19 protein-coding genes are annotated in these 26,085 nt (G+C 71.9%); 7 read left to right on the plus strand and 12 right to left on the minus strand.

What is annotated here, in order from left to right:
* Window positions 1-32: 32 nt before the first annotated feature.
* Window positions 33-1,766, minus strand: a complete 1,734-nt coding sequence (locus RIN75_RS18120; protein ID WP_309113123.1) for a helicase-associated domain-containing protein — start codon at window positions 1,764-1,766, stop codon at window positions 33-35.
* Window positions 1,767-1,880: 114 nt separating this feature from the next.
* Here RIN75_RS18120 and RIN75_RS18125 point away from each other — a divergent pair, with 114 nt between their 5' ends.
* The gene (locus RIN75_RS18125) at window positions 1,881-2,309 is read left to right on the plus strand and encodes a hypothetical protein (protein WP_309113124.1); all 429 of its coding nucleotides are present in this window, start codon (window positions 1,881-1,883) and stop codon (window positions 2,307-2,309) included.
* Between the two features lie 26 nt (window positions 2,310-2,335).
* A complete protein-coding gene (locus tag RIN75_RS18130; RefSeq protein WP_309113125.1) occupies window positions 2,336-2,890 on the plus strand; it encodes a barstar family protein in 555 nt (184 codons plus the stop codon).
* A 14-nt stretch (window positions 2,891-2,904) separates the two neighbouring features.
* Here the strand turns inward: RIN75_RS18130 and RIN75_RS18135 are convergent, their stop codons facing one another.
* From RIN75_RS18135 to RIN75_RS18155, 5 genes are read right to left on the minus strand one after another with little or no spacing between them, the layout of a single operon-like run.
* Window positions 2,905-6,957 carry a TIGR02680 family protein gene (locus tag RIN75_RS18135; protein WP_309113126.1) on the minus strand — a complete coding sequence of 1,351 codons (4,053 nt, stop codon included), beginning with the start codon at window positions 6,955-6,957 and terminating at the stop codon, window positions 2,905-2,907.
* The gene (locus tag RIN75_RS18140) at window positions 6,954-8,180 is read right to left on the minus strand and encodes a TIGR02678 family protein (protein ID WP_309113127.1); all 1,227 of its coding nucleotides are present in this window, start codon (window positions 8,178-8,180) and stop codon (window positions 6,954-6,956) included. The genes RIN75_RS18135 and RIN75_RS18140 overlap by 4 nt, the downstream gene beginning before the upstream one ends.
* The gene (locus RIN75_RS18145; RefSeq protein ID WP_309113128.1) at window positions 8,177-9,724 is read right to left on the minus strand and encodes a TIGR02677 family protein; all 1,548 of its coding nucleotides are present in this window, start codon (window positions 9,722-9,724) and stop codon (window positions 8,177-8,179) included. The genes RIN75_RS18140 and RIN75_RS18145 overlap by 4 nt, the downstream gene beginning before the upstream one ends.
* A gap of 27 nt (window positions 9,725-9,751) precedes the next feature.
* Window positions 9,752-10,972, minus strand: a complete 1,221-nt coding sequence (locus RIN75_RS18150; protein ID WP_309113129.1) for a TIGR02679 family protein — start codon at window positions 10,970-10,972, stop codon at window positions 9,752-9,754.
* 50 nt (window positions 10,973-11,022) lie between these two features.
* On the minus strand, window positions 11,023-11,724 hold the full coding sequence (locus tag RIN75_RS18155) for an NUDIX domain-containing protein (RefSeq protein WP_309113130.1): 702 nt from the start codon (window positions 11,722-11,724) through the stop codon (window positions 11,023-11,025).
* 169 nt (window positions 11,725-11,893) lie between these two features.
* On the opposite strand from RIN75_RS18155, the gene RIN75_RS18160 reads away from it, so the two are divergent.
* Both RIN75_RS18160 and RIN75_RS18165 read left to right on the plus strand, forming a co-directional pair.
* Window positions 11,894-12,856, plus strand: coding sequence for a 5'-methylthioadenosine/S-adenosylhomocysteine nucleosidase (locus tag RIN75_RS18160; RefSeq protein WP_309113131.1), 963 nt, complete (start codon window positions 11,894-11,896; stop codon window positions 12,854-12,856).
* Between the two features lie 25 nt (window positions 12,857-12,881).
* Window positions 12,882-14,369 carry a WD40 repeat domain-containing protein gene (locus RIN75_RS18165; protein ID WP_309113132.1) on the plus strand — a complete coding sequence of 496 codons (1,488 nt, stop codon included), beginning with the start codon at window positions 12,882-12,884 and terminating at the stop codon, window positions 14,367-14,369.
* 90 nt (window positions 14,370-14,459) lie between these two features.
* On the opposite strand, the gene RIN75_RS18170 is transcribed toward RIN75_RS18165, so the two are convergent.
* The 3 genes from RIN75_RS18170 to RIN75_RS18180 all read right to left on the minus strand — a co-directional run bounded on the left by RIN75_RS18170 (window position 14,460) and on the right by RIN75_RS18180 (window position 20,752).
* Window positions 14,460-15,383, minus strand: coding sequence for a GNAT family N-acetyltransferase (locus RIN75_RS18170; RefSeq protein ID WP_309113133.1), 924 nt, complete (start codon window positions 15,381-15,383; stop codon window positions 14,460-14,462).
* Window positions 15,384-15,607: 224 nt separating this feature from the next.
* On the minus strand, window positions 15,608-18,907 hold the full coding sequence (locus tag RIN75_RS18175; RefSeq protein WP_309113134.1) for a glycoside hydrolase N-terminal domain-containing protein: 3,300 nt from the start codon (window positions 18,905-18,907) through the stop codon (window positions 15,608-15,610).
* Between the two features lie 159 nt (window positions 18,908-19,066).
* Window positions 19,067-20,752 carry a right-handed parallel beta-helix repeat-containing protein gene (locus RIN75_RS18180; protein WP_309113135.1) on the minus strand — a complete coding sequence of 562 codons (1,686 nt, stop codon included), beginning with the start codon at window positions 20,750-20,752 and terminating at the stop codon, window positions 19,067-19,069.
* Between the two features lie 34 nt (window positions 20,753-20,786).
* Between RIN75_RS18180 and RIN75_RS18185 the strand changes: the two genes are divergently transcribed.
* A complete protein-coding gene (locus RIN75_RS18185) occupies window positions 20,787-21,596 on the plus strand; it encodes a TetR/AcrR family transcriptional regulator C-terminal domain-containing protein (RefSeq protein ID WP_309113136.1) in 810 nt (269 codons plus the stop codon).
* Between the two features lie 41 nt (window positions 21,597-21,637).
* A complete protein-coding gene (locus tag RIN75_RS18190; protein ID WP_309113137.1) occupies window positions 21,638-23,320 on the plus strand; it encodes a pentapeptide repeat-containing protein in 1,683 nt (560 codons plus the stop codon).
* A 32-nt stretch (window positions 23,321-23,352) separates the two neighbouring features.
* Here RIN75_RS18190 and RIN75_RS18195 read toward each other — a convergent pair whose 3' ends face one another.
* From RIN75_RS18195 to RIN75_RS18205, 3 genes are read right to left on the minus strand one after another with little or no spacing between them, the layout of a single operon-like run.
* Entirely contained in the window at window positions 23,353-23,598 is a 246-nt protein-coding gene (locus RIN75_RS18195; RefSeq protein ID WP_309113138.1) for a hypothetical protein, read from the minus strand.
* A 3-nt stretch (window positions 23,599-23,601) separates the two neighbouring features.
* A complete protein-coding gene (locus RIN75_RS18200; protein ID WP_309113139.1) occupies window positions 23,602-24,219 on the minus strand; it encodes a hypothetical protein in 618 nt (205 codons plus the stop codon).
* The gene (locus RIN75_RS18205; RefSeq protein WP_309113140.1) at window positions 24,216-24,560 is read right to left on the minus strand and encodes a MarR family transcriptional regulator; all 345 of its coding nucleotides are present in this window, start codon (window positions 24,558-24,560) and stop codon (window positions 24,216-24,218) included. Before RIN75_RS18205 ends, RIN75_RS18200 begins: the two co-directional genes overlap by 4 nt.
* A gap of 154 nt (window positions 24,561-24,714) precedes the next feature.
* Between RIN75_RS18205 and RIN75_RS18210 the strand changes: the two genes are divergently transcribed.
* Window positions 24,715-25,920, plus strand: coding sequence for a glycoside hydrolase family 6 protein (locus tag RIN75_RS18210; RefSeq protein ID WP_309113141.1), 1,206 nt, complete (start codon window positions 24,715-24,717; stop codon window positions 25,918-25,920).
* The last annotated feature ends 165 nt before the right edge of the window (window positions 25,921-26,085 follow it).

Genomic DNA, 26,085 nt, shown 5'->3' on the forward strand with positions numbered 1-26,085 from the left:
GAGGACCGCGGCAACCCGTTCGGCTGTCGCCCTCAGGGTTGCGCAACCGCCTTGATCCGCTCGACCCGGAACTGCCGCTCGGCCTCGCGCAGGTGGCACCAGGCCAGCAGGAACGGCCCTTCCCACCCGATCGGCGTGATCGTGCGCCGCGTGGAGTCGCCCTTCCCGTCGACGTAGTCGATGCACACGTCCGACTGCCCGTCGACCGCCCCCGCCAGCAAGGCGACGGCCTCGTCCGACAACTCCCCGTTCAACTTCCGCACGATCCCCGCCGTGGTTCGGACCGCCTTCCGCCGCCGAACCGCCACACCACCCGGCTCCTTGGCCACCGAGAACCCCTCCGCCCGCAGGACCGCGACCACCTCCGCCGGTGCCATCGCACTCCCCACCACCGTCGGCGCCAACTCGACAAAACCCGGTAATCGCACCACTTCCGCGATGACGTCCGCCTCGGCCACCACGCAGCACGCCACCTCTCGCACCCGAACGTGCCCCCGCCCACGCTCCCCCAGCAGCACCCGCAACGCCCACGGCACGTTCTGCTGCGTCAACTCCTCCAACTCGGCCAGCAAGGACTCCGCCGTCCACCCCCGCGCGAACGCCGCCCGCACACCGGCCGGGGTGAACCGCCACACCCGCGCCCCGTCCTCCACCACGCTCTCGGCGGCAGCGTCCAGCACCCGCGCGGCCTCCCGCGTCAACTGACCGAACACCACGGCCTTGAGGTCGTCGAATATTTCCACCTCGCACGGCATCGGCAACACCACGTCGGCAACCGACGCGGCCAGCCCCTCCACGTCGTCGGCGGACAACAACGCCTTCCCGCACACGCTCAGCGCATCCCCCGTCACCACCCCCACCACCTCCGCCTCGCGAACCACCCCGTCGACGTGCTCGTGCACCGCCGGGCAGAACCAGTGCGCAGCCGCCGCAACCCCGTCGACCGACAACCCGCCCCGCGCGGCCCGCAGGACCGCCCACCGAGCCGCCCGGGCGTGCGAGGACTCGATCTTCGACACCGCCGCGTTCCGCCGGGCGGTGGGCGAGTGCGGCAACCGCAACCACGCCCACGCCAGTTCCGCCCACTGCCGGGCCGGCGCGGCGTCCCGCCACCGCTCGCACCGCGCGGTCACCTCCAGCAGCGACCCGTTCTGCGTCAACAACCCGGCCGCGAACAGCACGTCCAACACCAGCACCAGGTGACCGCGCTCCACCCCGAGCGCCTCTCGCAACCGCTCCTGCTCCTTGACGCCCACCCCACCCCGCCGCAGCCCGATGATCGGCCGGTTGGCGTCCAACAACGCATACGCCGACCGCAGCAGGTGCTGCACCGCCGACCGCAACTCCCCTTCCGACCCACCCCGACCAGGCTCGACCGCCGGCGCCCCCGTCACCTTCGACGCCCCAGTGCCCTTCCGCCACCGCTCCACCACCGACGGCACCAGCCGAACCACCTCCCCCTCCGGCCACGCCACCCCCACGCCGCGCAACTCCCGCAGCGCCGCCCGAACGGCCTCCAGATCCCCACCGGTCACCCGAGCCACCGCGTCGACCGTCGCCCCAGCCCCCAACCCGGCCGCGGCCCGCCCCACCGCCACCGCGTCCCGACTGACCAACCGGATCGCCGCCAACGCCTCCCGCCCGCTCAACCGCTCCGCCAGCCCCATCCCCTCCAGAGCCGACGGCACCCCACGAACCCGTCGCACCTCGGCAAGCTCCGCCGGGTCCATCCGACCGAGGTACTCCGCAAACGACCGACTGCCCATGCCCCGATTCTGCCGATGCCTCCAACGCCCCAGATCTCTAAAAACAACTTCTCTTGACGCTAGAGCTGGTCCGCTTCTAAAGTGAGTCAAAGTTGTCAATAGAAGGAGGTCGGTATGTCCACCGGGGTGTCCGGCGTCCAGCCGGCAGGCCACGTACTCCGATCCGACCCGCCCTACCAGGCGTTCCTGCTCCTGCGCACCGTCTTCACGGTGGCCCCCGTGCTGTTCGGGCTGGACAAGTTCGCCAACCTGCTCACCGACTGGCCCGGCTACCTGGCGCCCTGGGTCGACGGGATCGTGCCCGGAAGCGCTCAGCAGGCCATGTACGCCGTGGGCGTGGTGGAGGTGGTGGCCGGCGTCGTGGTGGCACTGGCACCGCGTTTCGGCGGGCTGCTCGTCGCGGCGTGGCTGGCGGGGATCATCGTCAACCTGCTGACCATCCCCGGCTTCTACGACGTCGCCCTCCGCGACTTCGGCCTCCTGGTCGCCGCAGTGGCCTTGGCCCGCCTTGCCGTGCGCTACCCCCGACGCGGAAAAGCCTGAACCGCGCTAAGAACTATGGTGCCAACGTGGCAGCATTCGACGACGACGTTTGGGGAACCCACCCGGAGGACTTCCAACTCCTCACCCACGGGCACCTCCACCTGTTCCGCAACGAGTGGGCGCTGTCGCGCCTGGCGGCCGACCTGGCCGGGCTGGGGTACGAGGTCGTCGAGGTCGACACGGCCTCCTGCGACAGTGCCGACGCCCTGCGCGCAGCGGTGATCGGCGCGATCGACGACTGGCCGAGCGACTACGGACGCGACAGTTGGCCGGGGTTCACCGACGGCCTGACCGACCACCTGCTCACCACAGGACGCCCACTCGTCGTCCTTGTCCTGAAGGGCCTCGACCAGGTCCGCCGCAAGGACGGGGCGTCCACGCACACCCTGCTGGACCTCCTCGCGTCGATCGCCCGATGGCACCTGCTGTTCGGCCGCCGGCTGATCTGTCTCATCCACACCGACGACATCGACCTCGACCCCGGCCCGCTGGGCGGCGAGCACCCTCGGTGGAACAGACACGAGTTCCTGCTCGTCCACCGCACCGACGAACGCCGCCCACCCTGGCTGGATCGAGCCTGAACCGCACCCGACGGTCAGGTGGCTTCCGCCGCCTCCTCGTCGACCACCTCGGCGCCGTTCCACACGAACCGGGCGGTGGTGACGGCGTCGTCGCCGTCACCGCCGCCGATCAGCTGGTGGATCGCGATGCCGTCCAGTTCGCGGTAGGTGCACCACTCGTGGTCGGAGGTGAGCACCAGGTCCAGGTCCAGCGCGGACAGCAGGGCGAACACCTGACCGCGGTTCACGCTGTCGACGCCCACGAAGACCTCGTCCAGCAGGATCACCCGCGGCGCCCGCGGGACCGCCTGGTAGTGGGCGGCCACCGCGGCGAACAGCGGCAGGTGCAACGCTATCGCCTTCTCGCCGCCGGACAGGGCGCCGTGCAGCTTCTTGGTCAGCGGCTGCCAGCCCGCGCCGTTCATGCGGTCGACCTTCACCACGAACCGGTGCCAGGCGGTGTAGTCGAAGACCTGCCCGAGCTGCTGCTCCCAACTGGTCGCGGTGTCGTCGGCCTTGGCCTGTTCGATCCGGTCGCGGAAGAACCGGTGCAGCGACTCCCGGTCCGCCTCGGTCAGCCGCACCGGGTCCTTGAGCAGCAGGTCGCGGGCCGCCTTCGTGCCCGCCGGCAGGTCGGGCGAGACCTCCCACACCAACCGCACGGCCACCTTCGAGGCGGTGCGCACGCGCTCCAGGCGGGAGTTCATGCCGTCCACCAGTTCGTGCGCCTGGCGGATGCGGGCGGCGAGGTGGCGACGGGTGTCCCCGGTGAGGGTCCGGTCGAACAGCTCCCGCTCCTGCGCCGTGATGTCCTCCCTGCCGCGCTCGGCGTCCGACCGCAGCAGCTCGAACAGCGCGGACGCACCGATCCGCACCCCGTCCACCACGGCGGAGAAGACCTGGACGTCCTCGTCGGAGTCCAGTTCCAGGTCGGCGCGACCGCCCAGCACCTCGCGGGAGCCGTGCACCGCCTCGGCCAACCGGTGCGCGGCGTCGCCGAGGTTCTTCGGCGAGTGGGGCAGCGTCGGCCACGCGGCGGCGATCAGCCTCGCCGCGTCCAACGCGGCCCGGACACCGGCGGACGCCGTGAGCACGCGGGTGAACGCGGGCAGGTCGTCGATGCCGCTGTCGGCGGGGAAGCTGCCGCCCGCCAGGTGGCGGAACCGGGCCGCGGTGGCGTCGCGCGCCTCGGTGGCGCGGTCGCGGGCCTCGGCGTCGGTGGCGCGCCGGGCGGTGAGTTCACCCAGGCGAAGCGCCAAGTCGGTGATCTTCCGCTGGTTCGCGCTCAGCTCCGCTTTGAGGACGCCCAGTTCCTGCCGGAGTGCGCCGAGTTCGTCCAGCACCTGCCGGTAGTCCACGCCGATGGTGCCTTCGACGGCGGCCAGTTCGCTGTCGAGTCCGAGGGCCAGCGCTTCGGCCTCGTCCGCCTCGTCCTCCCGCTGTTCGGCGGCCAGCCGGGAGCGCTCTGCCTGCGCCGCGGCCCGCTCGGCTTCGCCACGCGCCGCGAGCAGGGCGGCGTGTTCGTCGATCCAGGCGTCGGCGGCGGACCGGAAGGCGTCCACGGCGGCGGTGACGGCGCTGAGCGCGTTCCGCTCGGTGGGCAGTCCGTGCTCGGCGGCGAGCGTGGTCAGGGCGCGCAGAGCGGTGTCCACGCGCTGCTCGCTCTTCGCCAGGGCGTCCAGCGCGCGCCGGACCACGCCGTCGGCGCTGGAGACCGCGGACTCCGCCCGGGTCAGGGCCTCCAGGGCCACGTTGGCCTCGGCGTGGCCGGGCCGGGAGTCCCGGTCGGCTTGGACGTCCGACCTGCGCGCGGCCAACGCGCGCAACGCGGCGGCGTGCTCCTCGATCAGCTGTTCCACCGCGGCGATCCGGTCGCGCAGCTCGGTCAGCCTGCGCTGCCTGGCCCGTTGCCGGGCGAGCGCGCCGATGTGCGCCGCCTCGTCCTTGTGCCAGGTGCCGCGGAGCGCGGCCAGGCGCCAGCCGCCGTCGGCGCCGATGGCCGCCGGGTGCCCCTCCGGCGGTCGTTCCCCGTAGGCGATGCCGTTGAGCAGCCGGGCGACGACGTCCGCGGCCACCGGGGCGTCGACCTCGGGCACGAGGACGTCGGCCAGGGAGCGGCCGGGCGCCGGGGGCACGGCGCCGGCCACGGCGAACGTGTCGTGCCCGACCACCGCGCCGTCGTGGCCGACCCAGGCGTCCAGCAGCCCGGAAGCCTGGAGCGCGGCCTCCACCGCCGCGCGGACGTCGTCGGGCACCTCGTCGGCGAACCGGACCAGCCGCCACAGCGGGGCGCCGGTCAGCGCCGCGCGGTCCGCGGTCCGGGTGTGCGGCGGCGTGGGCGGGAGGTCCTGTTCGGCCAGCAGCCGCCGGACCTGTTCGCGCAGTTCCTCGCGGTCGTGCTCGGCGTCGCCGAGGGCCGCCCCGGTGAGGGTCTCGTCCCGGGTGATGGCGTCCAGCACGCGGCCCGCGACGGCGTCGACCTCGCCCAGCACGGCGGTCTCCGACGCGGCGAGCCCGGCCAGCGCCCCTGGGTCGGCGAAGACCAGTTCGCGGCAGCCCGCCGCCCAACTCCGGATGGCCGTGCGCAGCCGGTCGAGCGCGGCCTCGCGCTGCTCGGCCCGCTCGGCACGCCGCTCGGTGGCCTCCGCCAGGGCTTCCCGGGCCCCGTCGAGCGCGGCTTCCGCGTCGCGCCTGCTGCGCACGGCCACTTCGTGCTCGTTCAGCGCGGCGCGCACGGCCTCCACCTGGTCGGCACGGGCCCGCACCGCCGCGCGCACCAGGTTCCGCGACCGCGAGGGGTCGGCGAGGGTGCGGGTGATCTCGGCGTGCACCGAGGCCAGGCCGACGCGTCCGGCGGCGGTCGAGGCGTCGCCGGCCAGCGCCGCAACCCTCTCGGTCCGCGCGCGAGCGTGTCGGGCCGCGGCGTCGGCGGTGTCCTGGTCGGTCCGGGCGAGTTCGCGGTGGCGGGTCGCGTCGGCACGCCTGCGGCCGGCGGTCGTCCGCGCGTCACGCGCGCGGGTCCGCAGCCGGTCGAGCTGTTCGCCCTGCCGGTACGCCTCGCTGCCGACCAGTCCCTGGATCCGGCCCTCCACCTCGACGACCCGCCGGTCCAGCAGGTCGCCGCGCTCCGACGCCTCCGCCTTGCGCCGCGCGGCGTCGTGGTGCTCCTCCTCGGAGCGCTTCGCCGCCTCCGCCAGGTTGCCCAGGTCGGTCGTCGCGGAGATCAGCCTCGCCGCGGCGGCCCGCAGCACGCGCTGCGCGTACGCGCGTTGCCTGGCCTTGAGGTGCTGCGCGGCGGCGACCTCCGCGTCCAGGCGGTCGAGCTGTTCGCGCTGCCGGTCCAGGCGCTCGAAGCCCTCGGCCAGGTCGCTGATCTCCGCCTCGCCCAGCGGTGGCAGGGCCTTGGACAGCAGCGTGGACAGCAGGCCCGGGTCCAGCCGCTGCGAGAGCTTCGGCGTGCGGAGTTGGAGCAAGGCCGTGATGAGCGCGTCGTAGCGCTGCTCGCTCAACCCGGGGAACAGGGCCGCGCGCACCGCCGTCCGGTAGTCCGCGGCGTTCTGGTGCAGCACTCCCCGCTCGCCGAGGGCGGCTTCCAGGGCCTTCGCCGTGAGGGGCGCGCCGTGGGGATCGGTGAGCGCCAGGCCACCCGGCAGGCCGACGCGCTGCTCGGTGGTGAAGTAGTCCGGGTGCACGGTGGTGGTGTGCTTGGTGGCGGCGAGGCGCGCGCCGCAGGTGAACCACCGCTCCGGGTCGGAGGAGCGGAACTCCAGCCACACGTAACCGACCCTGGTGGTGCCGGTCGCGCCCTCGCCCATCAGGTTCCAGTGCATGGTGCGTTCGGACGTGCCGAACGTGGAGAGCCGGTTGGCGCGCAGGTTGGCGTCGAACAGGAAGGGCAGCAGCAGTTCCAGCGCCTTGGACTTGCCGGTGCCGTTGGGGCCGCGCAGCAGCAACCGCCCGCGGTGGAACCGGAAGACCTCGTCGTAGTAGCGCCACACGTTCAAGATCCCGGCGCGTTCGGGCATCCACCGGGCGCCCGCGTCGGGTTCGACGCGGGCAGTGGAGCGCGGGAGTTCCGTCACCGTCATGGCTGGTCCTCGTCGGTACTGGTGCGGGTCACCGCGTAGCGGGCGGCGGCGGGACGGGCGCGCACGACCCCGTCGTCCACTCGGACGAGTTGGAACGCTCGGAGCACGTCCAGGGCGTCGGCGACCAGCCGCACGGCTCCCTCCTCGCCCCGGTAACCCTTGGCCCACTTCGGGAAGCGGCTCAGCAGCGCGTCGGCCTCGGCGTGCAGTTGTTCGACCGCCACCGGTCCGGGCGCGGCGGTGAGCGGGTCGAGCAGCAGCAGGGCGGCGACCTTGGCGGTGCCGGAGTCGTCGGGGAACCGGGTGTCGGTGGCCAGGCCGTCCGGGTCGACCAGCATGACGCCCTCGGCGCGTTCCTCCACCAGGAACCCGGCCTGCTCCGCGGCCCGGCGCAGGAGCTGCCCGCCGGTCGGCGAGGAGAGGTAGGCCCGCTCCGCGGGGGTGAGTTCGTCGCGGTGCACGACCGGGTCGTCGACCAGCTTGCGGAACACCGAGTGCCGCAGCCGCAGGTTGCGCTGCACCTCCGACACCGGCTCGTCGGCGTCGCCGTAGCGCCGTTCGCGGGACAGCCCGGTCAGCAGGTCCGGGAAGCGCAGCGGGACCTCCTCGGCCGGCACCGCCACCTGCGAGGCGCCGACCGGGGCCGCGAGCAGGCGCATGACCAGCGTCGCGTCCACCCGGTAGAGGACCTTCGCCGCCACCGAGTCCACAAAGGACTCGGTGGCGCCGTCCACCACCTCGACCGCGCCGACGGATTCCAGCAGGCGCAGCGCGTCGACGAACGCCATCCGCTCGGCCCGGCTGGAGGTGTCGAACGCCGGCAGCGCCAGGTCCGCGGCCGACGCCTGGACGACCCGGTCGGCCAGCAGCCCGATCGTGGTCACCGCGACACCCAGGAGTTCGGCGGCCACCACGCACAGCAGGGTGTAGCGGCGGCGGTCGAACGGGGCCCGGCCCGTGCGGTGCCGACGCGCCGGCCGGGTGGCGTCGCCGGCCACCCGGACCTTCGCCAGCCGCGCGTACCCCAGGCGCGGCTCGACCACCAGCGACCACCCGCAGTAGTAGTCGAACCACTTCGCCACCGGCTCGCGCCGCCGGCGGACCAGGTCGAAGGCCTCCGCCGACACCCCGGCGCTGATCAGCGGCGTCGCCAGCAGCAGGCGGATCGCCCGCGCGACCTCGTCGCGCTCCGCGATCACCAACTGGTTCGCCATGTTGCTCACCCGGTCGCCTCCCCCGGCCGCCGAGCCGCGCGACCGCCGGGCGCGCGGATCTCGACGTCGTAGTCCGGGCCGGTGAACACCCCGCGCGGCGTCCGGATCACGGCCGGCGCGCGGTGGGCGCCGGGTGGGCGCAGCAGGATCTCCACCCGCCCGTCACCCGTGGTGGCCCGGCGGGCGCCGTGCGGGTCCGGTGCGGCGGCCAACGCCCGTCCGAGCAGGTCCAGCAGCCGTTCGAGCACCTCGTGGTCCAGCCGCCCGAACCCGGACAGCCGGATGCCGCCGCCGGTGTCCAACCGGTCCCAGGCGTCCTTCAGGGCGGCCCGTTCCTCCCGGGCCCGCCGCGCCCGTTCCGCCTTGACCGCGGCCACGTCGCGCACCCGCCCGGTGCGGCTGAACCGCTCGGTCCGCCCGGCGCTGCGCAGCAGGGCCGACACCTCGACCGGCGGCGCGTCGGCCCAGCGGGCGGTCGAGGCGACCAGTTCCGGGTCGGGGTGCCCGAGGTGCGCGTGCCGGGCCGAGCCGAGACCGAACGCGGTCGACCACAGCAGGTGGAGGTCGTCGTCCGACGGTGCGGCGGCGAACCAGCGCGCCAGCTCGCGGAAGTCGGCCGCCGCGCTGGTGGACCTGCGCCGCGACTCGCTGATCCGGTCGAGCACCTGCAACAACGCGATGATCGCGCGCCGGGCGACCACGAACAGCTGCTGCACCCGCGGCGGGCCGCCGTCCACCGGCAGGAACCACGCGCGCAACCCCTCCCACCGGGCTTGGCGCAGTTGCGACCACGCGATGTGGGCGTCCTCGCCGGCGGTGGGCGGGAGTTCGGCGCCGACCAGCGCCCGGTGGTGCAGGAGGGCGACCCCGTGGCCCTCGACCCGCTCGATCCGGTCGGCGATCGCCCGCGACCGCTGCTCCAGGTTCGTGGTGAACTCCTGGAGGTAGGCCACGGTCGCCGCCTTGACCTCCCGGAACGTGTCCTGGTCCGCGCCCTCGGCGCGCAGCAGGCGTTGCAGTTCCCCGTTGAACTGCTTGGTGTTGCCCCGCAACGCCTCCAGGTGCCCCTCCAGCTCGACCAGCGTGCTGAAGACGCGGCGGTCGGGCACCGCGGGATCACCCAGCAGCACGGCCAACTCGCCGAGCCGGTCGGCGATCGCGTCCAGCACGGCCGTCTGGAGCGCGCCCGTCGAGGCCAGCACGCCCATCGCGTGCACCACCCCGGCCAGCGCCGCTTCACCGCGCCTGGTCAGCGAGTACTGGAGGTTGCGCCGCTCGTACTCGTCGGCGGTCCGGTAGTTCTCGGCGTGGTTCTGGGTGACGTCGAGCAGCCGCCAGTCCCGCAGGCTGCCCAGCGCCTCGGTGAGGTCCTTGTCCTCCAGCGGGTCCAGCCAGCCGATCGAGCGGAGCCGCGCGCGGACGTCGTCGAGACCGAGGGCGGTTTCGAGCCGTTCGTTGGCCTCGCCGAAGGCGTGCAGGATCGCCACGTACAGCTCGGCTCGCTCGCCGCTGGTGAACCGGAACATCTCCGGCGGCACGCGCATGGCCTCCAAGGGCACTCCTCCCACCGGTCGAGCACGCTACGGCAGACCGCCGCCCGCCGGTCCGCAATATTCGAGTTCGTCCAGCAGCCGCGCGGTGACCCGTTCCTCCGGGACCGCCAGGCCGTGGGCGCGCATCGCGTCCGCCAGCCCGCCGTCCCAGGGGGCGTCGGTGACCCGGCCCACGGGGGTGCCGCCGCCGAGTGCGCCCAGGTAGTCGTCGGCGGCCATGCGCCACGGCGTGGCGCCCGTGCGGGCCATGACGTGCGCCGCGATCCGAACGCCTTCGCCGTCGAAGTCCCCGTGGTAGTGCAGCGCCGTCCCGGCCTCGGACAGCCCACGCAGCAGCGCGATCACCGCGCTGTTGGGCCAGCCCGACGTGCACACCACCGGCGGGCACGACGCACCGAACCGGGCGACCGCCACCGCGAGCACGCTCGGGTTCTCGAACACCCACACGTCCGCCGGCGCCCCGGTGAACGAGGTGGCCCGGACCTGCGCCAACGTCAGGGCCGCGACCAGCCCGGAGTCGGTGCACAAGGCCAGCACCCGACCGCCCGCACCGCCCAACCGCAGGCCGGCCGACAGCACGACCGACGACAACTCGTCCTCGACCACCCCGGCGCGTTCCCACAGCGCCCGCCGCTGCTGGGCGTCCCCGGGCGGGTCCTCGCCGTGGACCACCGCCAGCGCGCGCAGCACCAGCCCCGCGGCCCGCGTGCCGTCGTCCAGGGCGTGCGGATCGCCGAGGACGTCCTCCGCGAGCACCGGCAGCGGCACACCCGCCGCGGGCAGCCGCGCGAACACCCGCAACGCCCGGTCCAGTTCCTCCCGGGTCCGCGTTACCGAGCCACCCACCAGCCCGGCCCGCCGAACGGCCTCCGCCCATTCCCGCAACGCCGGTTGGCCGCTCACCACGTGATGCCCGTCCAGCCACGCCCACAGCCCGGCCCGCGCGTCGGCGTCGAGCGCGCGCCGCCCGGCCCGGTCGTCCAGCGGCCCGAGCAGCGCCACGACGACCTCACGCAGCCCCATGCCCATGGACGCCACGAGCAACTCGTCGAGCGCGGCCACCGACACCGTCGCATGGGCGCCCGGCAGCCGTTCGGTCCCCAACAGGTCGGCCACCGCCGACCGCTGCGCGTCGTCCAGCGGTCCGACCCGCACCCGACTGACCTGCCGGCCAGAGGACAAGCGGTCGTGCACGGCCCGCCACAACGGCCGCAGGGCGGCGGAGTCGAGCAATTCCAACGAACGCACGCCCCCACCCTGCCAAAGTGCTCGTCGTGATCAGCGCAAGGCCGCGCCGATCAGTTCCCGCCGCCGCGCAGGATCGCCGGGTGCAGGACCTCGGCGCTTCCCCGCCGGAACAGCGCCGCCGGCCTGCCGCCGTGCTTGGTGGTGTGCTCCCCCGTGGGCACCAGGAAGTCCGCCACGCCCCTGACCTTGCGGTGGAAGTTGCGGGGGTCGAGGGTTTCACCCCACACGATCTCGTAGACCCGCCGCAGGTCCGCGACGGTGAAGTGGGTGGGGCAGAACGCGGTCGCCAGGGTCGTGTACTCCAGGCGGCGACGCGCCCGTTCGACGCCGTCGGCCAGGATCCGCGAGTGGTCGAAGGCCAGTCGACGACGGCCGAGCTTCGCGACCGGGGTCCACTGCGCCGACCGGGCGTCTCCGCCGGCGGCCGGTTCGGGGAGATCCGGCACGATCGCGAGGTACGCGACCGTGAGCACGCGCCGGCGGGGGTCGCGGTCCGGGACGCCGTAGGCGCCCAACTGCTCAAGGTGCAGCCTGGCCGCGTCGAGCCCGGTCTCCTCGGTGAGTTCACGGGCGGCAGCGGTGTCGATGTCCTCTTGCTCGGACGACAGGAAGCCGCCGGGTAGCGCGAGCCTGCCCCGGTACGGCTCGATCCCCCGTTCCACGAGCAGGACCTGCAACGCCTCCGACCGCACGGTGAGCACGACGAGATCGACCGCCACCGCGATCGTCGGGATCTGCCAACCCTCGTTCACCGGGCCAGCTTACCGTTGTGTGTCAGTTGCACAACAAGTGACCTCGTCCTGAAACAGCCACTTCACCTGCACCGAATGCTAGACAAGAGATCACTTCTAGATGTGTCACATTGACGAGAAGTCCCGCTCGGCTCTACGGTCAGCCCGCCGACGAAGGAACGGAGTGGCCATGCTCGTGATCCTCACCGCGCTGGACATCGAAGGCGCCGCCGTCCGCAAGCACCTCACGAACCTGCGCCCGCACCACCACGGCGCCGGCACGGTCTTCGAAGTGGGCACCCTCGCCACCCGGCCGAGCGCCGAGGTCGCGCTGGCGGTGATCGGCATGGGCACGGTCAACGCGGCGGCGATCACCGAACGCGCGATCGCCGAGTTCCGCCCGTCGGCCGTGCTGTTCGTCGGCATCGCGGGTGGCCTGCGGGAATGGATCGCCCTCGGGGACGTCGTCGTCGCCACCCGGGTCTACGCCTACCACGGCGGCCGGATCGACGGGGACGAGTTCCTGGCCAGACCACAGGCGTGGGACACCTCGCACCGACTCGTCCAACTCGCCAAGCACGTCAACCGCGCGAAAGCCTGGCCGGGCGCGGCCGAGACCGCGGCGGCGGTGCACTTCGAGCCGATCGCGGCGGGCGAGGTCGTGCTCAACTCGACCACCGCTCCCGAACGCGATCGCCTGCGGTCGCACTACAACGACGCGGTCGCCGTGGAGATGGAGAGTTCCGGCGTCGCCCTCGCCGGTCACCTGCACGAGTCCACGCCCACCATCGCCATCCGCGGCATCAGCGACCACGCCGACGGCAACAAGCACCAGGTCGACTCGGGCGGCTGGCAGGACACGGCGGTGCGCAACGCCGCCGCCTTCGCCGCGGGCTTGGCCGAGGCGATCGACCGCACCGTCGACCACACCGTCGGCCGGGCCGAGAAAGCCGCGAACCCACCGACTCCCGGCGTGCGGACCACCTCGGTCACGGGCGGGAACGCCGTCGGCGACATCACCTCGACCGGCCCGGTGACCGTCGACCAGAAGGTCACGAGCCATGCGCGGCACCACCCGATCCGCGTCGTACTCCTGGCGATCGCCTTGATCGCGGCGCTGGCGCTGATCGGCTGGGCCGCGTCCCTCTACTGAACCGCAGCTGTCGACGAACCGAGGAATGGACGAGCACATGGGCATGGAGACGGTTGTCGCCTTCATCGTGGAATGGGCGGCGCGGCGGGTCGCCGATCGCGCGTTGGACGCGGCGGTAGACCGCATATGGGCCCTGATCGGCGCCAAGTTGGGCACGCACCCGGCGATCGTCCGGTTCCGGGACGCCGCGCTGCGGACCGGCCACGTGCCGCCGGACGTCGGTGCGGGAGCCGTGGAAGCGCTCCGGCGGGCCGAGGAGCACGACCGGGTGTTCGGGCGGGAGTTGGAGGCCGCGGTCCAAGCCGCCATGGCCGTGCGGGCCCGCGCGGAGCGTGCGCCTTCGACCACCGAGGTCGTGGGCGGGAACGTCATCGGCGACGTCATCGCCTCCGGACCGGTCAACATCAGGCAACGCGTGGTCAACTACGCCGAGCGGCACCCCGCGCGGTTCGTCGCCTTGGCGGTGGTCGCCGTGCTCGTCCTCGGTTCGGCGACGTACGGCGGTGTTCAGCTCCTGGGCGGTGTGGTGGGTCAGGGGACGGGCCAGACGATCGCCGGACGCCCGCAACCCTCCGGCGGTGCGTCGCCCGCTTCGTCGAACCCGCGCGTCGAGTCGACGTTCTCGGTCCGGGGTTCGCCGACGGCGATGGCGTTCAGCCCGGCTGGCGACACCCTGGCCGTGGGCGTCTACACGGGAGGCGCGGCCAACGCCCAGGCGGTGACGATCCGCAGTCGGCGGTCCGGTGAGGTCGTCGGGACGGTGAACGCCGCCAGTGGCGGGTCCTGGCTGTCGTTCAGCCCGGACGGCACGGCCCTCGCGGTCAGCGGCAGCCTGGGACAGGCGGCGTTGTGGGCGACCACCGGGACGCGGGACGTCCCCACCGTGCAACTGCTCAACGACTCCGGGGTGGGCGCGGTGCCCAGTGCGTTCGTCCCCAAGGCCGCCGAAGTCGCCACGATGCTCCGCAGGACCGACTCGTGCGTGGTGCAGTTCTGGGATTCGCCGTCCGGTGCCCCGAAGGCGAAGCTGGAGCTGGGTGCGGACAGCTGCGGGGGCATGGCGTTCGACCCGGCCGGCGCGCTCTTCGCGACCTACGACCTCGGCGCGCTGAAGCTGTGGGACCGGACGACCGGCCGGAACACCGTGAGCGTCACCGCGGAGGACTACGTCAACGCCGCGGCGTTCAGTCCGACCGGCCAGTTCCTGGCCACCGCCAACGGGGACAACGTGAGCCTGTGGGACCCCCGCACGGGCCAGGTGGTGTTCACCCTCAAAGGCCACACCGACATCGTGAACGCCGTCGCGTTCCGCCCCGACGGGAACGTCCTCGTCACCGGCAGCAAGGACGGGACCGCTCGGGTGTGGGACCTGACCACCAGGAAGGAAACGGCCCAACTCCCGGGGCACGGCTCGGACGACGGGGTCACCGCGCTCGCCTTCGACCCGACCGGGCAGGTCCTCGCCTCCGGGGACGGCGAAGGCAAGATCCGCCTCTGGACGGACCTCTCCTGAAGGGTCCGACGACACCGGCAGCTTCGATCCGGCGTCGACCCGCGGTGGCACCCGGGTGGTGGCCGTGGGGTCGATCACCTCCGGCACGACCTACGCCGGGCCTGGTCGACGCGGTCCCGGCCGGGGCCCGGCGGGCCTCCGGGACCATTCGGTCCACAATGGACGATAGCCGCAGCGGTGCCAGAACGGCGCCGACAGCGGGTTCATGGCGTAGTAGTGCAACAAGGTCACGCCGACACCCGCGGCGTCCAGGGCGGCATGGGCGGTCGCCACGAGCGCGGCCCCGACGCCGCCGCCGCGGTTCTCCCCGCCCACGACGAGGCAGCCGACGTAGGCGACCGGTCCGGACGCCACGGACGTCGCGACCCAGCCCGCCCGTTCCGGCGGGGTCACCACGATCAGACCGGTGACCACGCCCGCCACCTCCGCCACCCACGTCCACGACGAAGCGGACGCGAGGCTCGCGCCCAGTACCCGACGGGCGTTCGCCTCGGTCGCGGGTCGGGGCGCCCGGCCGCCGAACTGCCGGTTCCACCGCGCCAACTCCAACTGGAGACCGACCGCCACGTCCAGGTCGGCACCCCGCATCGCGCGCACGGTCACGCCCGCCGGCACGGGTGGTGACGGACGTCCGGCCGGTCGGGCCGCCATGATCAACCCCGGCACCAGCCCGCGGGACAGGAAGGTCGAGGTCAACGACGTGTCGCGACTGGGCCACGTGATCAGGGCCTCGGAGTCGCCGTCGCCCGCCGGGAGGTGCTCCTCCCACCGGTCCAGCAGCGCGGCCATCGCGGCGGCGGGATCCGGGCCCGCGACCCGGGCCTCCAGCACGTGCACCTCGGCGGCCCGTTCGTCGGCCTCCGGGGAATCCGCGTCCAGCCGCCTCAGCCGGTACACCCCCGCGGCAGACGGCACGGCCAGCGCGAGTTCTCCCGCCGCCGGGCGCGGCAAGGGCGGTGCCGGCGGCAGCAGCGGATCCAGCCCCCGCAACCGTCGATCGTGTTCGTCCAACACCCGACCGCCTCCTCATCCCAGGGTCGGACAACCGGCGACGGCCGGCGCCCGGTCGTACAGTGTCCGAACGCCGGTTCCGCGGCTGTGAAACCCCGGATCGGCAGTCTGACGGTGGATCGGAACCGGCAACCCCGTCCCCTGACAGACCACAGGGCTGATCCGGAGTGGGCACGCGAAGACGGCGGGGGCCGACGCGAACGTCGACCCCCGCCGAGCCGTGTGCGTCAGCCGAAGATCTGGACCTCGGCGAGTGAGAGCGGTCGGTCTGAGGCGACCAGTTGTACGCGGACGTAGCGGGCTGTCCGGCCGACCGGTAGAGACAGGCTCGTCGCTACCGCGGTTGTCTGGAAGTGCTTCCACACGCCTGGCTGCCCGGCCGTCACCTCCGGATCGGTGGACGTGAAAGGCGTGTCCGAAGCGAACACGTAGAACTGCCGCAACCGATCCGCACAACAATCCGTCCGGTTGAACAACTTCACCGTGCTCACCTCATGCGAAGCACCCAAATCCACCTCCCACCACGGGTTCACGTCCAACGGCCGGTCGGACGTGTGCGTCACCGAACCGGTGAAGAAGTCACCGTTCGTGTTCCCGTCCACCGCACGGCTCGCCACCGCCCCCGTGTGGTACGTGCTCGACTGACTCGCCGGCGCCCGCACAGCCAGGTTCCCGAAGACCTGCACCTCCGCCAACGACAGCGGCCGGTCCGAGCCGACGAGTTGCACGCGCAGGTACCGGGCTGTCCGGCCGACCGGTAGAGACAGGGTCGTCCCCACCGCCGTGGTCTGGAAGTGCTTCCACACACCAGCCTGGCCCGCCGTGACCTGCGGATCAGTAGACGTGAAAGGCGTGTCTGAGGCGAAGACGTAGAACTGACGCAACCGATCCGCACAACAATCCGTCCGGTTGAACAACTTCACCGTGCTCACCTCATGCGAAGCACCCAAATCCACTCCCCACCACGGGTTCGCGTCCAACGGCCGATCCGACGTGTGCGTCACCGAGCCCGCAGCGAAGTCCCCGTTGGTGTTCCCGTCCACCGCACGGCTCGCGACCGCCCCGGTGTGGTAGGTGCTCGACTGACTCGCGGGCGCGTGCAGAGCCAGGTTGGCGGGCTTCCTCAACGTCCCGGTGGCGCGATAAGTACGGCCGGCGATGGCGGTGAAGGTGATGCGGTCACCGTTGCGGGTCCCGGCGACAGGCTGCCCGGTCGTGGTGTCGGTCAGCGTGTACTGCCCGGCGAAGATGCCGTTGCGCACGGTCAGACTGCCCGAGTTCGCGGGCTTGAGAGTGAAGTCGACCCCGCCCGCAGCCGTCCACGACGCGTCCACGGTGACGTTGCCCCTGGCCTTCAACCCGGTCACCGAGCCCGTGGCCCACGCGCCCGGCTTGGCCGGGAGGACGTGGACGTCGCCGTTCTGGCTTTGCAGCAGCATTTCCGTCATGCCGGCGGTCGCGCCGAAGTTGCCGTCGATCTGGAACGGCGGGTGCGTGTCGAACAGGTTCGCCAACGTGGACGACTTGAGCTGCTCGGACACCATCTTGTGGGCGTGGTCGCCGTCGAGCAGCCGCGCCCAGAAGTTGATCTTCCACGCCTTGCTCCACCCCGTCCCGCCGTCGCCGCGGTCGACCAGCGTGGCCTTGGCGGCGTCGCCGAACGCCGTGCCGGCCGCGATCTGGTGGCCGGGGTGCAGCGCATAAAGGTGGGACACGTGCCGGTGCTGCGGTTCACCGGTGATCCCGTCGCTCTTCCACTCCTGCAACCGCCCGCCACTGCCCACCCGCAGACCGGGGTCCATGGCGTTGAGCTTGGCCTGCACCTGGGACCGGAAGTCGGCATCCACACCCAGCGCACCGGCGGCGGCGATGGTGTCGGTGAACAAGCCCCACACGATCTGCTGCGCCATCGAGTCGCCCGCGGTGAACGGACCGTGCTCGGGCGAATAGCTCGGTGTCGCAACGAGCTTGCCGTCACGCGGATCGGTGCGCAGGTTCGCCATCCAGAACTCGCTGGCACCCTTGAGCAGCGAGTACGCCCGGTTCAGCAGAGCCGGGTCCTTGCTGAACGTGTAGAGGTCGTAGACCTGGGACGCCAGCCAGCCGTTGGCCTCGGGGAACCAGAACGCGGTCGCCCAGTCGTGCACGCCGGTGTACCCGAACGGGTTGGTCTCGTTGTGCACCACCCACCCGCCGGTGCCGAACATGTTGCCCGCGGTGACCTGCCCCGGCGCCTTGAGCGCTTCCACGAACCGGACGAACGGCTCCGCCGTCTCCCCCAGGTTCGCCTGCGCCGCCAACCAGTAGTTCATCTGGACGTTGATGTTCGTGTGGTAATCCGACGACCACGGCGGGTTGGTCGAGTTGTTCCACACGCCCTGCAGGTTCGCCGGCAACGACCCCGCGCGCGACGACGCGATCAGCAGGTACCGACCGTACTGGTAGAACAACGCCTCCAACGCCCGGTCCTCCGGCGACGAGCCACCCGTGTAGGCGGAGCGCAGGTCGTCGGTCGGCTTGTTCGGCATCACCTGGCCGATGTTCAACTTCACCCGGTCGAACAACGCCTTGTGGTCGGCGACGTGGTTCGCGCGCAGTGTCGCGAACGACTTTGCCGAAGCACTGTCTACTGTGGACTTCACGCGCGCACTCGGGTCGGCACCACGGTAGCTCGGGTAGGTGTCGGCGTAGTTGGTGCCGGCGCCGAGGATGATCGTCGCGCTGTTGGCGCCCGACACGGTCACCGTTCCGCCGCTCGCGGTGACCGTTCCGCCGTCCGCGAGGACCCGGACCTGCGATTCGAAGACCATGCCGTTGTTGGCCAACGCACCCCGGATCGTCAGCCGGCCACCGGAGGCGGTCGCGGTGAAGTCGCTGCGCGGCGAGGTGTAGCGGAGGGTGAACGACACCTTCCCCGGCTGGTTCGCACCCAACCGGCCCACCACCACGCCGTCCGGGTGGCTGGCGAAGTACTCGCGGCTGTGCACGACACCGTTGTTGGTGTAGCTGACCCTGGCGGTCGCGTCACCGATGTTCAACTCGCGCCGGTACCCGGAGTAGGACGTGCTGTGCCCGGCCATGTCCAGCCGCAGATCACCGAACGTCTGGTAGGCCCCGAAGTTGGTCTTGGGCTGCCCCAGCTTGCCCGCCACCCAGCTCGGATCGGCCGAGCCGTTCTGGTTGATCGCGTTGACGACCTCGTCCAGCGCGCCGGGCCGCGGCGACGTCCAGTTCCCGAAGTTGTACCCGCCCGTCGCGCCCGGACCACCCGTCCACAGCGACTTCTCGTTGAACTGCAACTGCTCGGACATGACCCCGCCGAACACCATCGCGCCCAACGCGCCGTTGCCGATCGGCAGCGCCCGGCTCTCCCAGTCGGAGGCGGGCTCGTCGTACCACAGCGTGTTGCCGTCCGGCGCCTGCTGGGCCTGTGCGCCGGGCACCCGATCGGACAGCACCACGAGGCCGACTGACACCAGGGCCAGCGCCACGAACACCCCCGTCGACTTCGCTAGCGAACTGCGCATGGACACCCTCCGTTGGGTGCGGTGGACAGATCCGGGGTCCGGCCGAACCTCGGGCAGCATAGATCCGATGTATGGTCGGCCGGTAGCCCCGAATCAGTGCAAAGCTCGCTAAGTGGCAATGATCCGCCACACCGCTTGTTGCGCAAACATCGGACCGGTTCAGGTGCGGCGGGGGCCGGCTTGGGTTCGGGATTCCGCCGCGTCCAGCGCGGAGGCGTCGGTCAGGGTCGTGTTGTCCTCGTAGGTGACCGTGTCCGGGACGGCGTCGCTGCCCACCGGGTCGGCGTCCCACACGTTGCCCCGGTAGACCACGTTGTCCAGCGGCGGGGTGACGTGCAGGACGGCGGTGTTGTCGGCGCGGCGGACGACGTTGTCGGTCACGGTGACCCAGGCCGCGCCGTAGTCGGTGTAGAGGGCGAAGTTGTACGGGGTTCGGGTGTCGGTGATGACGTTGCCGTGCACCCGGGCGCCGTCGTCGTGCGAGGTGCCTTGCGGGCCGGCGATGTAGATGCCGCCGCCGTCGGCGAGGACGCCCATCGCGCCGGTCACGTGGTTGCGCAGGATGCGGGTCGACTTCGCCGGGCCGGCGACGATGCCGCAGTGCGGGACGTCCTCGACCAGGTTGTGCGCCAGGGTGCACTCGACCGTGTCCTGCACGGAGATGCCGGGCGAGCCCGAGTGGTCGAGGCCGACGCGGCGGACGACGTTGTCCTCGACCAGGGCACGGTGGGTGTCGGTCAGGGTGAGCGCGCCGGCGGCGAGCGTGTCGAAGTCGCACCCGCGCACGACGACGTCCGCGCCGCCGGTGACGCCGAGCGCGGTGGCGCCCAGGCGGGTGAAGCGGCAGCCCTCGAACCGGATGGCGCTGGAGTCGACGAGGGTCGCGGACGCCGGGACGGTCTCCGGCTCGCCGGTCACCGTCAGCCACGACTGGCCCTCGACGACGACCACGGTGTCGATCCGGCCGCCGTTGTGGTAGCCGCTGCCGTGGAAGTGCAGGAAACCCCGGTCGGTGGCGGGGCGCAGCCAGGTGGTGTCGGCGAAAGTCAGGCCGCGGAAGGAGATTTGCTGCGCTCCGGTGATGCTGAGCAGGGTTTCCCGTTCCGGTGCGACGACTCGGGTGGTGGTGGGGTGCTCGCCCGGGCGGGGGAGGTAGTGCAGGACGTGGTGGCCCGGGCGGGAGCGGTCGAGGGCGAAGGTGCCGGGTTCGCGCAGGAACGACGGGTCGTTCTCCGCGCGGGCGGGGAGGCCGGGGCCCGAGGAGGTCTGGCCGTCCCAGGACGAGTTGTAGAGGTCGTGCGCCCAGCCGAACGCGGGCTGCTTCATCGTGATGGTCCCGCCGTCGACCGCCTCCACGGCGCACCGCGCCTCGGTCCACGGGTAGGCGCCCCGGTAGACGAACTCCACTCCGGTCCGCCAGTCGAGGGTGGCATCCGTGACGTAACCCTTCGGGTTTTCACTCACGTTGCCGGGGATGCCGTCGATGCCCGCGCGCTCGACCCGGCGGCCGTCCACGGTCAGGTGCCGGGTGTCGAGCGCGCCGACCTCGGCCACCCACATGCCGTCCTTCTGATGCCACCCGGTGATCGCCCGGCCGCCGCCGACCACGACCTCCTCCTGGTCGGCCGTCCCGTAGCCGTAAGCCTGATAGGTCGTTTTGGCGTCCTCTTCGGTGAACACCCACGGTCCGGGATAGACACCCGCCCGCAAGTGGACGATCACCTCGCCGGGCATCTCCCGAGCCGCGCGCTGTGCCCGGTCCACCGTCGCGAAGGGGTGCTGAAAAGTGCCGGCGGCGGCATCGTCGCCGCTCGGAGCCACGTAGACCTCACTTGTGTACGACATAAACGCATTTATACTATAAACAGGGAGGTGTCGGGTGACGCAGGACAACGACCGGGTCGAACTGCTGTGGCGGGACGCACGACCGGGGCTGAGCACGGACCGCGTCGTCGTCGCCGCCGTGGAGGTCGCCGACGAGGAGGGGTTGGCCGGGCTGTCCATGCGCAAGGTCGCGGAGCGCTTGGGCTTCACGACCATGTCGCTGTACCGGCACGTGCCCAGCCGCGACCACCTGGTCGACCTCATGCGCGACGCCGTACTGGGCGAGCCCACGTCCGACGATCCCGACGCCCCGTGGCGCCAACGCCTGGAAACCGCGGTGCGCCAAGGCTGGGAACTGCGCCGGCGTCACCCGTGGCTGGCGGAGGAACGCAGCACGCGCCACGTCCCCGGGCCCAACGCACTGGCCCACTACGAACACCTGCTGAGCATCCTGGCGAGCACTCCCCTGCCACCCGCCGAGGTCGTCGCCACCGCCGGCCTCCTCGGCCGGTTCCTCGACGCCGAAGCCCTGGCCCTGGTCGAGGCCGCCCGCGCCGAACGCGAAACCGGCATCTCCGACGAGGAGTTCTGGAGCGCCCGCGACGCCCTGTGGTCCCGGATGAGCAACTACCCGACGCTCACCGCCCTGTGGGAGGCCGGCGCCTTCGACCAACCCGACCCGTTCGAATTCGGCTTGGCACGCCTGCTGGACAGCATCGAACTCCGCGTCCAGCAGCGTGAGGTAACCCGTGACGAAACCTGCGCGGTCTGCGGCACCCCCATCCCCCAACCCCCTTCCGGCCGCCCCCGCACCTACTGCTCCCGCCGCTGCCAACAACGCGCCTACCGCACCCGAAACCGCTAGGGCACGCCAAAAGCTCCGCCCTGGGCACTAAGGTCGGCCGAGTGGGCCGCCGCGAGGACGTGCAGCAAAGGATCAGGCTGACGCATGTCGACGACCTCTCGGTCGTCAACAGCGCTCTCGCCGAGATCGCGCTCGACAGGGCGGTGGTGGGTGCCGCGACCTTCACCAGGGTCTCGGTCACGGAACGCATCGACTTCCGCCGGGGCACCCTCATGGAGGGCATGGAGTTCAACAAGGTCGAGTCCGTCGGTGCCGTGACACTCGATCGAAGCACCACCAAAGGGCCGCTCCGCTTCACCGGCTGCGTTTTCCGAGAAGACGTCACGTTCGCGAAGGCCACCTTCCAGGCGCCGATGGTGCTGACTGATGGCGCCTTCGACGGGAAGCTGTCCCTCGACGCCGTGACCGCCCTGGCACCGATCGCCATCGAGCGGTCGAAGACCGGCGGCGAGGTGTCCTTCGACTCCGGTACCTACCACCACGGCCTCAGGTTGACCAGGCTCGAAGCCACGTCCGCCGTTCGCTTCGTGGACGCACACCTGTTGAGCCCGTTCCTGGTCGAGGACTCGACGTTCTCTGGCCCGCTGACCCTGGACCGGCTGCGGTCCACCGGCCGGGTCGAGGTCCGCGACGTGACCTTCGAGGACGCGGTGAGCTTCCACTCCGGGAGCTACGCGGACGCGGTCGTGTTCCACAACGTGGAGTTCCAGCGCGAGGTCACGTTCGACTCCGCGGAGTTCGGCGGGCCGGTCACGTTCCGCGACGTCCGGTTCCTCGGCCCGGTCAGCTTCCGCGGCGCGCGGTTCGGCGACCGCCTGCGGTTCGAGCACGTCCGGTTCGACGGTGCGGTGGACTTCGACATCGAGGTGCGCCACCTGGCACTGGTCAACACCACCTTCGCCGTCCAGGCGTCGCTGGTGCTGGGAAACGCCGACGTGGTCGTCGAAAGGTCCCGGTTCGCCGCGCCGGTCACGCTCGACAGCCGGTCCACCTGTCGGATCCGGTCGTTGGCCGGCACGGACGCCACCAACCTCACCCTGGCCATGGTCGACCTCGGCGTATGTGCGCTCAGCGACGTCTACAACCTCGACAAGCTGCGTGTCGAAGCTGCGGCGTTCCCCGAGGCACCGCACCGCCTCCGGTTCTCCCGGCGGTGGCCCTGGGTCCTGAAACGCTCGAAACGCCGCATCGTCGCCGAAGAGGCGATGGTGCGCGCCCGCTCGGCACCGGCCGACTGGGCGCCGTTGCTGCAGGGCTTCTCCGCGCCGGCACGCCCGGTCTACGCCAACGACGTGGCCCGGGTGTACCGGCAGCTGCGCAAAGCCCGCGAGGACGCCAAAGACGAGCCCAACGCCGCCGACTTCTACTACGGCGAGATGGAGATGCGCCGCCGTGCCACACCCCGGCACAGCGCCGAAGGGCTCATCCTCAGGCTGTACTGGCTGACCTCCGGTTACGGCCTGCGCGGCCTGCGGTCGGTGGCCTGCCTGGTGGTGCTCCTGCTGGTCTGCGCGACGCTGATGAACCGGTTCGGCTTCGCCGACCCGCACACCTGGCCCGCGTCGGTGGTGCACGTCGCCGACGCGGCCACGAAGCTGGTCGGCGCAAGCTCGTCCGACCGGCTCACCGGGTGGGGCACGGCCCTCCAGGTGGTCGTCCGCCTGGCCGGCCCGGTCCTGCTGGGCTTGGCGATCCTGTCGGTGCGCGGACGAGCCAAGCGATGACCCGGCAGCCGGCCCGACCGATCCGCCGGCGCTCAGCTCGAACTTCGTCGGATCGGCTTCCTGCGGCCTCGGCGGGACAGTCGCCGGGCGGCGAGCAACGTGGCGCAGCCGCCCAAGGCCACGGCGGGTGTGGTCCAGTGCAGGGCGAGGGCGAGGAGCGTTGTCGCGACGGCGACGGCGAGCGTCAGCGCCGCCAGCAAGCCCACTGTGCGCCAGGTTCGGCCGTTGTCGTCCACTATGTACTTGAGCAGTTTGATCGACTCCGTGGTGGACAACACCGATCACCTGGTCCCATTCGCAGTGGCGGACGCCGACAGCGGATCGGCGGGCGTCGAGGTGAGTTCCCTGACCAGGACCTCGTGGTTCTTAGCCAGATCGCTCTTGCCGTGCTTCGGGTTCACGGAGGTTATGTACGCGCTCACACGGTCGAGTTGCTCGCGGGCCTTTGTGAACCGTCCCTCGCGCAACGCCGCTCGCGCGATCTCCAAATCGACCCGCGTGGTGACGGCGGCTTCGACTGAGCGCGCGTGGTCGGCGTACAGGACTCGGGTCAACGGCCACAGAGCGTCTCCCGGTTGGGCGTTCCTCGCCACCAGGCTCACACCCACGAAGGCGATGGCGCAGACGGCCGCCGCCGAGGCGATCGGGATGAGGAAGCGGTGTCTCCGTTGGCGCGCGAGCGGTGCCGAGGAGCGCAGGCAGCGGCGCAGGGACCAGGACGTGCACAACAACATGGCGCTGTGCGAAATCCGCTGCCACCCTTGGAGGTCTGCCAGTTCCGCGTGGAACTCCTCGGCGTAGCGCACCCGCTGGTCCGCCGGCAGCATCCGGACCGTCATGCCCACCAGGAGTTCGACCAGGAAATCGCGGCCTAATCGCGCTTGGGCGTTGTCCGTCACGCGCCACCTCCGGCCAGGCCGGGCCGCACTCGCGCGACGATCTTCGCCTTCGCCGCTTCGCTGCGCCTGAGCGCGGCACCCGCGTGCACCACGCCGTCCGCGGTCAAGCGGTAGTAGCGGCGACGGGGTCGTCCGGTTTCCGCCGGATCGGCGTTCTCCCACCGGCTTTCCAACCAGCCCACCGCCTCCAAGCGGGCGAGGATCGGGTGGATGGTGCCGCTGGGCAGTCCGGCGGCGGCGCCCAGTTCGAGGCCGTACTGCTCGCGTCCGGGATCGGACAGGAGCGCGGTCAACACCGCCTTGGTCGGGTGGGTCATCCGGGGCGCGGGAGGTGCGGGCATAGGCTAACTCTACCTAGGGGCTAGGTAGAGTTCAACCGAGGCGCACTTGCGGCGCCGAAGGGGCTTGTGATCCGGGGCATCAGCATCCATGCTTGGCCGACCAATTTTGGGAGCGCTCCCAGGCCGCCCTCGACGATGAGGAGGAGCAGAGGAAGTGGACAAGCGAGCAACGAGACGCCGGACCGCCTTGGCAGGTCTAGCCGCCGCCGCGCTGGTCGCCGGGGCGTTCGCCGCGACGGCGAGCGCCGGGACCGGCGCGGGCGACGCGACCGCGAGCGCGGGGACCGGCACGAGCGCCGGAGCCGGGGCGATGGGGCCGCCGCACCTGCCCAAGGGCACCGCGTTCTACGTCGACCCGAACGGCGGAGCTGCCCGGCAGGCGGCGGTGTGGCGGCAGGAAGGGCGGACCGCCGACGCCGACCTGATGGACGCGATGGCCTCGCACGCCCAGGCGATCTGGTTCACCACCGCGGGCGCGGACCAGGTGCGGGACGGGGTGCGGCGGGTCGTGCAGGCGGCCAAGGCGCAGGACCGGGTGCCGGTGCTCGTGGCCTACTTCGTGCCCTACCGGGACTGTTCCCAGTGGTCGGCGGGCGGTGCGCGGAGCGAGCAGGAGTACAAGGAGTGGATCGACGCCTTCGCGCAGGGCATCGGTGACGAGAAGGCCGTGGTCGTGGTGGAGCCGGACGGGCTGGCGCTGCTGACCAGCGAACCGTGGTGCACCATCGGCCCCGACGAGGAGCTGGTGCCGCAGCGGTACCGGGAGATCAACCACGCTGTCGACGCCCTCAAGCGCGGCAAGCACACGCGGGTCTACCTCGACGCGGGCCACTCGGCGTGGCAGGCGCTCAACGACTACGACGCGGGCTACGGCGAACCCCGGCAGCAGTCCGGCATCGTGAACCGGTTGCTGAAGGGCGGCGTGACGCGGGCCGACGGGTTCGCGCTCAACACCTCGAACTACCGCACCACCGAGGACCTCGTCCGGTACGGCACGCGGGTGTCCAAGTGCATCCACCTGCGCACCGCGCGGGGCGCGACGAGCTGCCCGTCGGACGCGGAACTCGACGCGCTGCCCGTGCACAAGCCCGGCATGACCCACTTCGTCCTCGACACCAGCCGCAACGGCCGCGGTCACTACACCCCCGGACCAGGCGAGACCGATTGGTGCAACCCGCCGGGCCGAGGCCTGGGCGCACGCCCGACCGCGGACACCGGCATCCCGCTGGTGGACGCGTTCCTGTGGATCAAGCGGCCGGGCGAGTCCGACGGCGAGTGCCAGGGCGGGCCGGCGGCCGGTCGGTGGTGGCCGGAGCAGGCCCTCGAACTGGCCAAGCTCGCCTCTCCCCCGCTGCGCTGAGCGCCGTCGAGCCGGCGTCCGGCAACGGACGCCGGCTGCGGACGCCGGCTGCGGGCGCCGGGCAACGCGCGCCGGGCAACGGACGCCAGCAGCGGGTGCCGCGCCGCGCCGAGCCGGGCCGCGCCACGCCGAGCCACGCCGGGCCACGTCGCGCCAGGGCGCGGA

This window comes from Saccharothrix sp. (genome assembly GCF_031180885.1).
Taxonomy (GTDB): Bacteria; Actinomycetota; Actinomycetes; order Mycobacteriales; family Pseudonocardiaceae; genus Actinosynnema.

Excerpts from the sequence above, each read along its gene's own strand:
- RIN75_RS18160 (WP_309113131.1), top strand. The coding sequence starts at position 11,894 with ATGCTCGTGATCCTCACCGCGCTGGACATCGAAGGCGCCGCCGTCCGC.
- RIN75_RS18125 (WP_309113124.1), top strand. The coding sequence starts at position 1,881 with ATGTCCACCGGGGTGTCCGGCGTCCAGCCGGCAGGCCACGTACTCCGA.
- RIN75_RS18135 (WP_309113126.1), bottom strand. The coding sequence starts at position 6,957 with ATGACGGTGACGGAACTCCCGCGCTCCACTGCCCGCGTCGAACCCGAC.
- RIN75_RS18120 (WP_309113123.1), bottom strand. The coding sequence starts at position 1,766 with ATGGGCAGTCGGTCGTTTGCGGAGTACCTCGGTCGGATGGACCCGGCG.
- RIN75_RS18205 (WP_309113140.1), bottom strand. The coding sequence starts at position 24,560 with ATGCCCGCACCTCCCGCGCCCCGGATGACCCACCCGACCAAGGCGGTG.
- RIN75_RS18180 (WP_309113135.1), bottom strand. The coding sequence starts at position 20,752 with ATGTCGTACACAAGTGAGGTCTACGTGGCTCCGAGCGGCGACGATGCC.
- RIN75_RS18175 (WP_309113134.1), bottom strand. The coding sequence starts at position 18,907 with ATGCGCAGTTCGCTAGCGAAGTCGACGGGGGTGTTCGTGGCGCTGGCC.
- RIN75_RS18165 (WP_309113132.1), top strand. The coding sequence starts at position 12,882 with ATGGACGAGCACATGGGCATGGAGACGGTTGTCGCCTTCATCGTGGAA.